Here is a 9,913-nt window from a genome sequence, read left to right as displayed (position 1 = left end):
CCTCGGCGCCGCCGCCACCCCCGCGACGCCGGCGCCGAGGGCGGCGGCGATGGCCGTGATCTCCTGGCTGCCGACGGCCGACAGGAGGATATCGCCCGCGGCACGCACGATCGCGTCGTCGGCGATGGTGGCGTCGACGTCGAGCGTCACGATGTCGACTGTCGCGTTCGTGGCGACGCCGGCCATGCCGCCGCCGACCGCGGCCGAGACCATGAGCTGGCGGAACGCGCCGCCGGCGGCGACGGTGACCGACTGCCACGGCGCCGCGCCGGTGTTCTCGTCGTTCACGCGGGCCAGGCGGCCGATGAAGGCGTCGGTGTCAGCCGTCACGACGTTGACGTTGCCCGCCACGCCGACCCCGGCGGTCGCGGCCACGGCGGCGCTCGCGCCGACGGCGAGGATCTCGTCGCTGTTGTTGGCCACGACCGCGACCCCGTACATCGCGCCGGTGCGCGGCGTGAGGACGCGGATGCCGGTGATCTTCGCCGGGTCGCCGGGCGACTGCATCCCCTGGCGCACGAAGCTGTGTGCGCGGCCCGTGGCCGTCGCCGGGTTCAGGTCGATGATCGCGAACGGCGTGCCGCTGCAGCCCGACGCCGACGGGTCGGCCTGGCACTTGGTGCGCGCGAGCTGGAAGCTGTGCGCCCCGGTGACGACGACGTAGTAGGTCTCGCCGTCGACGAGGCCGCCGATCGGCGCTCCCCCGTTGGCCGTGTACGTGACGGCGTCGCCGGTGACCAGCGGCGTGGCGGAGTCGTCGGCCTTGTCCTTGGGCATGTCGTAGGGCAGGTTGACGGTGTTCGACCCGCCGTCGACGTCGGTCGCCGGCGTCAGGTAGGGCGCGACGCGCTCGGGCACGGTGGCCTGGTCGGTCGGGAAGATCCGGTGCGACTGACCGGGCCGTGCCGGCGAGGCGAGCGCGATGGGCGCGCCGCCGGAGGTCGCGGTGAGACGCAGGCGGGTCGGGGACGCCGCGTCGACGATCGCGAAGTACGCGGCGCCCGGGGTCAGTCCGACGATCGCCTGGCCGCCGCCGGTCTCGTACGAGACGCGCTGACCGTTCTCGATGCCGTGCACGTAGCCGAGCTCGAGCTGGTCTCCGCCGATGATCGCCGTCTGCGGGTTGAAGCGGGTGTCGACGTAGTGCACGTCGTAGCCGCCGAGGGTGCCCATCAGCCCCGAGCCGCCGGTCAGCGCGGTCACCCGCGACAGGTCGCCGATGAAGGCGGTCGTCGTCTTCTTCAGCACCGGTACGGCGGCGGTGAGGCCGACCGACGCCGTGCCGCTGACGGCGACCGAACCGGCCACGATGTCCATCGACAGCACTTCGTTGGCCGAGATGCGCGCGCTCCCGCCCGCCACGACGACGGCGCGGGATGCCGCGCACAGCGCTTCGCTCGCGACCGCGGCGCCGCACACCTCGCCGACGAACGCCTTCGTCACGATCGTGTACACCGACACCGTCGCGTTGGCCGAGACGGCGGCGGTGCCGCCGACGCTGCCGCCGGCGGCGACGCTGGTGACCTTCTCGCTCGACGTGGCGTCCACCGTCACGTCGCCGCTCACGGTGACCAGCGTCTGCGGGGCGATCCAGGCCTGCGTGGACTTGTTGACGACCTCCACGTCGGCGCCGAGCCCGACACCCGCCGTGCCGCCGACCGCGAGCTGCCCGGCGATGCCGCGCAGGGTCGTGTCGTCGGATGCCGCGATCCTGAGGCCCGCGGATCCGCCGGCGGTGACGCCATCCACGGTGACGCTGCGGTCGAGGTGCGCGTGCGTGGTGTTGTTCTGGACCCCGACGGTCGCCGCTCCCGCGAGACCGGCGGTGCCGCCCACCCCGCCGCCGACGGCGACGAGCCACAGGTCCTCGCTCTGCGTGGCCGTCAGCGAGAGGCCGATGCCGCCGCGGGCCCACAGCTCGGCTTCGGCACCGGCGAACGCGTCGACGATGCCGGTGCGGACGAAGACGACCGACGAGAGTCCGAGGCCGGCGGTGCTCGCGGCGCCGATGGCGCCGGCGAACAGCGTCATCGTGACCGGGTCGGCCGCGCCGATGGTCATCGAGCCGCGGGCGCGGAGTGCGGTCGGCGTCTCGGCGGTGCTGTCGACATAGGCACGCGTCCCGGGCGCCCCGGAGCCCTGATTCACGACGAGGACGACGAACGAGCCGGCGATGCCGGCGTCCGAGGCCACGCCGCCGCCCGCGACGATCTGGGTGAAGCTCTCTCCCGCGGTCGCCAGCAGCCACGCCGAGCCGCCGAGGTCGGCGGTGACGCCGCGGCCGACGTAGGCGCGGACGTCCTTGTTGTGCACGCCGACGATGAGCGCGAATCCGACACCGGCGCTTCCGGTGCTCGCGCCGAGCGCGCCCGCGACGTCGACGAACCCGGTCTGGTCGGACGCGGTGAACGAGAGGTTCTGCGCGGCGGCCGTCGGGATGCCCTGGTTGACCGAGGCGGCGTCGCCGAGCCACGCGCGCGTCGCCCGGTTCACGACGTTGACGACCAGCGATCCGCCGACGCCCGCGTCGCCGCCGCCGAGGGCTGCACCGAGTGCGACACCGGTGAACGCCGGAAGGTCGATGAGCGGCACGTCCGGTGCGGCGAGCGGGACGAGGGATGCCGACGCCCGGCCGATGATCGCCCCGCCGGCCTGGATCGTGGTCGGGCGCGCGAAGGTCGAGTCGATGTGGGCGAGCGTGGTCGACTCCACGAACTGCACCACGATGCCGGCGCCCACGCCGCTGCCGTTCGTGGTCAGCGCCGCGGAGGCGGCGAGGCCCTGCAGGCCCATCGGGTTCGAGGCGTCGAGCGAGATGCCGTCCGTCACGACGAGCGTGGTGCCGTCGCCGATGACCGCCTCGTTGACGAGGACGAGCACCTGCACCGCGACCGACCCGGCGACTGCTGCATCGCCCTGTCCCGCTGCCGCGGCGATCGCCCACGCCTGGAAGTCGTTCCGCGCGTTCGCCGGGGTGAGCCCGGTGACCGCGACCGACCCGGCCGTGACGTCGGCGCCGGCGCCGATCGAGCCCCGGTTCGTGACCGTCACGACGTTCAGGCCGACGGCGGCGCCCACGGTGTTCGTGTCGCTCTCGATGCTCCACGAGGTGCCGAGGGCTTTGGCTGCGGCATCCGTCTCGTTCGAGGCGAGCACCGCGAACACGCCGTCGACCACGATCGTGAGGGCCGGCGCGACGGTCGCCAGGCTGTCGACGGTGATCCAGTCGACCGCGACGGCCGCGGCGACGCCGACGCCGTCGCTGGACTGGCCGGACTGCCCGCTCGCCTGGCCGTTGCCCTGCGCGACGCTGTCGCTGGACGACGGGAGGCTGCCGCCGAAGCCGCTCGTCGCCGGCGTGCCGTCGAGCTGCTGCTGCGCCTGCTGGTCGGCGTTGTCGGCATCGCTGCCGCTCTCGGAACCGCCGAGTGTGCCCCGCGCGCTGGCCTTGGCCGAGGCGCTCGCGTGCAGCTCCGTCGCGGCGATGAGCCAGAGCGCCCCGGCGGTGATGTCGCGGACCACCGTTGCGCGCACGTCGATGTCGACGACGTTGACGACGATGATGGCGCCGATCGCGACGCTGCCGCCGGCGGCGTCAGCGTCGCCCTCGACCGTCACCGATCCGGAGTGCGTCGCCCGCACGATGACCGTGCCGGTCGCGACGAACGGGCGGGGGCCCGGCGTGCCGATGCGCGCCAGCACCACCGGCAGCACGACGTTGATGCCCACGGCGGGGCTGACGGCGGTGCCGCCCTCGGAGCCGGCCGTCACCTCGTTGAACACGGCATCGGTGTGGTCGGCGCGCACGGTGACGTTGACGCCGCCGGTGACGTCGGCGCCGTCCTCGATCTCGGCGCGCGTGACGTCGTCGGAGATGACGTTGATCGCGACGGATGCCCCGACACCTGTGCTCGAGCCGCCGCCGGTCGCGTCGGCCTTCGCCTTCGCGGTGTCGGTGCGGCGGTTCTCGGCGGCGACGAGCACATCGCCGGCACCGAAGTCGACGCGGGCGCTCGACGGGATCCACGCCTGGGTGCTGTCGAACACGATGTTCAGGGCGACCGCGCCCGCGACGCCCACGTCGTCGGAGCCGGCGCCCGCGTTCGCGATCGCCGAGAAGTCGTGCGTGGTGTCGGAGCCGACCGTTGTCATGAGCGCCGCGGCGGTGAAGCCGTCGCCCGAGATGACGGCGTCGTCGCCGACCCACGCGTTGTTGACGAGGAAGACGAGGTTGAGCGCGACCGCGGCACCCACGCCCGCGTCGTCCTGCGCGAGCGCCGTGCCGCTCGCCTCGGCCTTGCCGTCGACCTGCGCCGACGAGGTGAGCCAGACATGGCCGCCGGCCGTCAGCTCGAGCGCGTCGGGCAGCCACGCGGTGAAGCTGACGTCCGAGATGGTGAGCGCGACCGCGCCGGCGACCGATACACCGCCGTCGCTCGTCGATGCCGACGGGCTCTCGCTGTTCTGAACGCCCGCACCGCCCTGGCCGAGGCTGGCGGTGTTCGCGTAGTCCCGCTGCTCCTGCACCTGACCGTCGACGCCGCCCGAGGGGGCGTCGCCGCTGGACTCGCCGGGGGCTCCGCTCGCCGAAGCCGTCGCGGTCGCCCCGTTGAGGGAGGATCCGGTGGCGGAGAACGCCATCCATCCGCCCGAGGTGATGCTGCGGCGCGTCGTGGCGAAGACGCTGTCGAACGCGAAGTTCAGCGCGATCGCGACGCCCACCGCGGCATCCCCGGCGTCGGTCGCCACCGCGCCCGCCGTGGTGTGCGCGGCGGTGTGCTGCATGGCCGAGACGAGCACGTTGCCGGTGACCACGATCGGCCCGGAGGCGAGCGCGCCGACGACGGCGGTGGTGCTGACATCCGACACGGTGATCGCGATCGACGGCGTGACGGTCACGTCGCCGCCCTTGGCGCCCATGCGGGCCTCGGTCGTGGTGCGGCTCACCGACGACGCCGCAACGGTCAGGGCCTCGGCGCCGGTGAGCGAGACCTCGTCGTCGAGGCGCGCGTGCGTGTCGCTCGTGACGAGCGCGAGAGCGAAGGATGCCCCGACCCCCGCGTCACCCGTGGCGACGACGCCTTCGCCCGCGGCCAGCGCCTTGACCGTGGTGTCGATCCTGCTGCCGGCGCCGAGCGTCGCGTCGCCGCCGGTGAGGATGACGGTGCCCGACACGGCGGCCAGGGTGTCGAACCACACCAGGCCGAGCGCCACCGATCCGGCGACGGACACCTTGCCGCCGCCCGCACCCGAGGACGCCACGGCGCGGATCGTGGAGGTGTCGTCGGCGCCGTCCATCGTGATGGTGGCGAGCACGGCGAGGGCGTGCGCGCGCAGCGTCAGGGTGGCCGGCACGATCGAGCGGTTGACGACGTCGACGTAGGTGATCGCGACGCCGACACCGATCGCCGCGTCACCGCCGCGCGAGGCCGAGCCGTCGCCCCCGGACGCGGCATCGGTGTTCTGCGACGACGACAGCGTGGCAGTGCCGGCCGCCGTGATCGCCGACACCTGCGGCTCGACGATGGAGCGGGCCCGGACGGTCGCGATGACGATGCCGATCGCGGCGGCGACGTTGACCGGACCCGAGCTGGTCTCGGCGTTCGGCGTCTCGGTCTCGCCCGACCCTTCGACGCCGTAGTCGCCGGCGACCTGGTCGGCGTAGTCGCGCTGCCCTCCGACCTGCTCGTCGACGCCGGTGCCGGCGGCGCCGCCCTCGGTCGCGGGGTCGCCGGTGCCGGCGTCCTCGTCGTTCTCCGGGGCTCCGGCCGCGGAGGCGGCGGCCAGGGCGCTCGAGCGCGACCAGCCGAAGGCCTGCATCGTCAGGTCGCCGCCGGCCGTGGCGTTGCGGCCGAGCATCGCCGTCACCGTGTGGTTGGCGATGGTGAGCGCCAGCCCGACGCCGACGGCCGCGTCGTCGGATGCGATGGCGGCGGCAGTGGCCGAGTTCTCGGCGGAGGCGTGCTGCGTGGCGCGGATCAGCACGTCGCCGCTCGCCACGAGGACGCCGGTGCCGATCCGCGCCAGCGTCGTCACGTTGGAGAGCACGATCGCGACGGCGGGCGCGATGGCGACGCCGCCGCCCTTGGCGCCCATGCGGGCCTCGGTGGTGGTGGCGTCGCGGGCTTCCGCGGTCAGGCTCACGTCGCGCGCCCCGGTCACCGAGACCTCGTCGCCGATGAGCGCGCTGGTGCGGTGCGTGTCGAGCGTGAGCGCGAAGGATGCCCCGACCCCGGCGTCGCCGGTGCCGCTCGCGCCGTCGCCCACCGGCAGTGCGGTGACGGTGCCGGCGACGGCGCTGCGTGCCAGGAGGGTGACATCGCCGCCGGTGAGGATCAGCGTGCCGAAGACCGTCGCCATCGTGTCGGTGGTGACGATGGCGATGGCGACCGATCCGGCGACCGACACGTTGCCGCCTGCCGCTCCCGAGGAGGCGGCCGCCCCGAACGTCGACGTGACGTCGGCGGCGTCGGCCGTGACCGTGGCCGACAGCGTGACGTCGTGCGCCGTCACCGTGAGGAACGCGGGGACCGTCGCGCGGTTCGTCGTGGTCGAGAACTTGAGGGCGACACCGGCGCCGATGGTGGCGTCGCCGTCGCCGGCTGCCGATCCGTCGCCGCCCGAGCGCGCGTCGGTGTTGACGCTGGTCGCCAGCACCACGGCACCCGCCGCCGTGATCGAGGTCGCCGTCGGCTCGACGACCGTCTCGGCGCGGACCGTCGAGACCACGATGCCCACCGCCGCCGCGACACTGACCGGGCCTTCGCTCGTCTCGGCGCTCGGGTTGTCGGTCGTGCCGGAGTCCTGGCCGCCGTTGGCGGTCGAGACGTCGTCGGCGTGGTCCCGCTCGCGCTGGGCCAGCTGGTCGACACCGGTGCCCGAGCCGCCGCCCGGGTTGCCGGGGTCGCCCGAATCGTCGTTCTCGGGCGCGCCCGCCGCCGACGCCGCCGCCAGCGCGCTCGAGGCCGAGATGCTGGACCCGCGCAGCACCACGTCGGCGCCGGCGGTCACGTTGCGGGCGAGCGCACTGGTGGCGCCGTGGTTGGCGATGGTGAGGGCCAGCGCGACGCCGATCGCGGCATCCGCGGCATCCAGCACGGCCGACGAGGCCGTCGTGGCCGCCCGCGCCGTCTGCGTGGCCACCATCGTGAGGCTGCCCGTGACGCTCAGGATGCCGGTGCCGATGCGCGTCCACGTCGTGACGTTCGAGAGGGTCACCGCGACCGCCGGCGCGAGCGCGACATCGCCGCCCTTCGCACCCATGCGCGCCTCGGTGACTGCCGCGTCGGTCGCCGTGGCCGTGAGCGTGACGTGGCGTGCGCCGGTGAGACTGACGCCGTCGGAGACCTCGCTGCTCGTGCGGTCCGTGATGAGGTTCAGTGCGACGGATGCCCCGATCCCGGCGTCGCCGGTGGCGATGACGCCGTCATCGTGGGGCAGCGCCTTCACGGTGCTCGACACCGAGCTCGTCGCGATGAGCGCGGCGTCGCCGCCGAGGATGACCGTGCCGTCGATGACGGCGCGGGTGGTGTGATTGACGACGGCGAGCGCGAACGAGCCGGCGACCGAGATCTTGCCGCCCCCGGCGCCCGAGACGGCCTGGGCACCCATCGTCGCGGTGGTGTCGGCGCCGGCCGCCGTGACCGTGGCGCTCACGAGGAGGTCGTGCGCACGCAGCGTGAGCGTGGCGGGCACGTCGGCCGCGTTCGTCACGTTGGCGAGCGTGAGGGCGACCGCCGCGCCGATCGTCGCGTCGCCGTCGCCGGCCGCCGACCCGTCGGCAGAGGATGCCGCGTCGGTGTTGGCACTCGTCGCCAGGGCGACGGTGCCCGCTGCGGTCACGGCCGTCACCACCGGCTCGATGATCGTGCGCGCCCGCATCGTCGACAGCGTGATGGCGATCGCCGCTGCGACGTTGACCGGCCCGTCGCTCGACTCCGCCTCGGGGGCGGCCTGGTCGCCGGAATCGTCGCCGCCGTTGGCCGTCGCGACCGAGTCCGCGTGCGCACGCTCGCTCGCGGCGAACTGGTTGACGCCGGTCCCCGACGCCCCGCCCGGGTTCGCCGGGTCGCCGGAGTCCGCGTCGTTCTCGGGGGCGCCGGCGGCGGAGGCCGCGGCGCTCGCCGACGACACCGAGATGCTCGACGCCTTCAGCGACACATCGGCACCCGCCGTGACGTTGCGGCCGAGCGCGCTGGTCACGAGGTGGTTCGCGACGGTGAGCGCGAGCGAGACGCCGATCGCGGCATCCGCTGCTCCCAGCACCGACGACGAAGACGTCGTCGCCGCCGCAGCCGTCTGGGTCGCCGACATCGTCAGGCTGCCGCCGATGGTGAGCGTGCCGGTGCCGATGCGGGTCGACGTGGTGACGTTCGACAGCGTGATCGCGACCGCGGGCGCCAGCGCGACGTCGCCCCCGGCGGCGCCCATGCGCGCCTCGGTCACCGCTGCGTCGGTCGCGGTCGCCGTGAGCGCGACGTGACGCGCGCCCGTCAGGCTGACGCCGTCGGCGATGTCGGCCGTGGTCTTGTCGGTGATGAGGTTCAGTGCGACGGATGCCCCGAACCCGAGGTCGCCGGCGCCGGTGACGCCCTCGCCGGCCGGCAGCGCCTTGACGGTGCTCGACACCGTGCTGGTCGCGGTGAGCGCGGCGTCCCCGCCGGTGAGGACGACGGTGCCGTCGACGCCCGCGCGGGTGGCGTGGTTCACCACGGCCAGCGCGAACGAGCCGGCGACCGAGACGTCGCCGCCGCCCGCTCCGGCAACCGACTGCGCCGAGATGGTCGACGTCTGATCCGCCCCGTTCGGCGTGACGGCTGCCGACACGATGAGGTCGTGGGCGGTGACGGTGAGGGTCGCCGGAACCGTCGCACGGTTCACCACGTCGGCGAGCGTGATCGCGACCGCCGCACCGATCGTCGCGTCGCTCCCCTGCGACGCCGAGCCGTCCGCCGACGAGGACGCGTCGGTGTTCGCCGCACTCGCGAATGCGGCCGTTCCACCTGCCGTGACCGCGGACACGCCAGGTTCCACGATCGTCTCGGCGCGCACCGTCGCGAGCGTGATCGCGACGCCGGCCGCGGCGTTGACCTCGCCCTGCGAGGACTCTGGGGCGGGGGCCGTGGCCGAGCCCGCGCCGTCGCCGCCGTTCGCGCTCGAGGCCGCCCCGGCGTGGGTGCGCTCGGCCTCGACGGCGTCGGTGACGCCCGAGCCCGAGCTTCCGCCGCCGCCCGCTGACTCCGGCGCGCCGGCGGCCGACGCGGCCGCCGACGACGCCGACGTCGAGGAACCGCTCGCGCGCAGCGAGACGTCAGCTCCGGCCGTCACGTTGCGCGCGAGCGAGCTTGTCACCGTGTGGTTCGCGATCGTCAGCCCGAGCGCGACGCCGATCGCGGCATCCGCTGCCGCCGACACGGCCGACGTGGCCGCCGACGTGGCCGACGCCGTCTGCGTCGCCATCAGGGTGAGGCTGCCGGTGAGGTTCAGTGTGCCGGTGCCGACACGGGTCCACGTGGTGACGTTCGACAGGGTCACCGCGACCGCGGGCGCCAGGGCGACGTCGCCGCCCTTCGCGCCCATGCGCGCCTCGGTGACGCCGATGTCAGCGGCTGTCGCGGTGAGGGTGAGGTGGCGGGCGCCGGTGAGGGCGCCGCCGTTCGCGACTTCGGCGCTGGTCTTGTCGGTGATGAGGTTCAGGGCGACGGATGCCCCGAAGCCGAAGTCGCCCGCATCGGTCACGCCTTCTCCGGCCGGCAGCGCCTTGACGGTGCTCGTCACGGCGCTGGCTGCGGTGACCGCGGCGTCGCCGCCGGTGAGCGCGACCGTGCCGTCGATCGCCGCCCGCGTGAGGTGGGTGACGACGGCGAGCGCGAACGAGCCGGCGACCGAGACGTCGCCGCCACCGGCGCCCGAG

The 9,913-nt window shown here is 74.3% G+C and carries 1 protein-coding gene; it reads right to left on the bottom strand.

What is annotated here, in order from left to right; translation table 11 throughout:
* A partial coding sequence (locus ACI3KY_RS19285) for a beta strand repeat-containing protein (RefSeq protein WP_404931747.1) occupies positions 1–9,913 on the bottom strand: 9,913 nt, incomplete at both ends.

Source organism: Microbacterium sp. ZW T2_14 (genome assembly GCF_044987405.1).
Classification (GTDB): domain Bacteria; phylum Actinomycetota; class Actinomycetes; order Actinomycetales; family Microbacteriaceae; genus Microbacterium.
Note: the sequence above shows the minus strand (reverse complement) of the source record. Positions and strands in the feature narration are given on the sequence as shown.